This window comes from Phytoactinopolyspora endophytica, from assembly GCF_004138495.1.
GTDB lineage: Bacteria > Actinomycetota > Actinomycetes > Jiangellales > Jiangellaceae > Phytoactinopolyspora > Phytoactinopolyspora endophytica.
Genome location: NZ_ML142868.1, coordinates 85139 through 86549, shown reverse-complemented (window position 1 = coordinate 86549; position 1411 = coordinate 85139). Strand labels below are relative to the sequence as shown.

General features: G+C 70.9%; 2 protein-coding genes. One reads left to right on the top strand and one right to left on the bottom strand.

The window, feature by feature from the left end; all coding sequences use genetic code 11:
- A partial coding sequence (locus ELR45_RS39470) for an esterase-like activity of phytase family protein (RefSeq protein WP_205857459.1) occupies window positions 1-1083 on the top strand: 1083 nt, incomplete at its 5' end.
- Window positions 1084-1238: 155 nt separating this feature from the next.
- Here ELR45_RS39470 and ELR45_RS43035 read toward each other — a convergent pair.
- Window positions 1239-1411 (bottom strand): GH32 C-terminal domain-containing protein (locus tag ELR45_RS43035; protein ID WP_205857476.1); only part of this gene is annotated, 173 nt, incomplete at its 5' end.

Genomic DNA, 1411 nt, shown 5'->3' with positions numbered 1-1411 from the left:
CCGAGTGCGCCCGAGCTGGTCCAAGGCTTGCCGACCGGCGTCGCTCCGGAGGGCCTGCTCCCGATCCCTCAGCGAAACCTGCTGCTCGTCTCCTCAGAGGAGGACTCCGCGGACGACGGCGTCCGCTCGTCGCTGGCAAGCTACTGGTTCACGCATGCGTCGCACACGGCGCGATTGGAGCGCAACGCCGCGGCACCGACGATCGTCTCGGCCGACGACGAGAACGGCGCCCCGATCGGCTTCGGGGCGCTGTCCGGCCTCTCTGCCGTGCCCGGCGACGCCGGCCGGGTGGTCGCCGTGACCGACAACGCGTACCAGCCCAGCCGGATCCTGACGGTCAACGCCGACGCGGTGCCCGCCGTCGTCGAGTCGGAGCTGATGATCACCCGTGACGGCGAGCCGGCCGCGTATGACCCGGAGGGGATCGCTGCCAGTGAAGACGGGTACTGGCTCGTCTCCGAAGGCAACCCGGACAACGGGGCCGAGCACATGCTGGTGCGCGTCGACGCCGACGGCGCCGTCATGGAGGAGATCCGGCTGCCCGAGGAGGTGACGGCCGGCGCGTCGCGGTTCGGTTTCGAGGGCGTCGCCGTGCTGGGTGACGACGTGTGGGTCGCGGTGCAGCGCGAGTGGGCGGACAACGAGCCCGGCCAGGCGACGCTGGCCAGATACACGCCGAGCACCGGCACATGGGCCTTCGCCGCATACCCGCTTGACGACGCCCCCGACGGTGCGTGGGTGGGCCTGTCCGAGCTGACCGCGGCGGGCGACGCCGAGTTGCTCGTCGTCGAGCGGGACAACCAGCGCGGCGCGACCGCCGAGGTGAAGATGGTCTACCGGGTGGACGTGTCGGCGGTGTCGCCGGTGCCCGCGGGCGAGCCGAAGCCGGTGCTGGACAAGGCCCCGGTGGTCGACCTGCTGCCCGCGCTGCGTGCCGGCGGGGGAGAAGTGGCGGACAAGGTCGAGGGGCTCGCAGTGATCGGCGGCGAGCGTGGGCGGCGTGAGTTGATCGCGGCCGTCGACAACGACGGCCTCGACGACGCTCCTGGCGAGTCGATCCTGCTCCGCCTGGGGCGGCCGTAACCGAACGGAAGCCGGTCGGCGCCGGCCTCGCCGGCCGCATCGCGGCCGCCGCGGCGGCATCGCGTGCCTGAAATGACGAAGCCAGCGCCCTACAGCACGTGATCGACGAAGTTCTCATGGACTTGCGCCAGATCCTTCCCGCCTGAGCCGCGCTGTCAGAAGATGGACCGGAGCCCCCACACGCGGACATCAGCGGCCACTGGACCACCTGTTGCCTTTATGGCCATGCCGGTGCTGTGCTCGAGCGTGGGATAGCACCGGCTGGTCAAGGCGACTCGATCCTGGGCGAAGATCTCGAGTGTCGAGCCGTCGACGATGACCTGGAGCC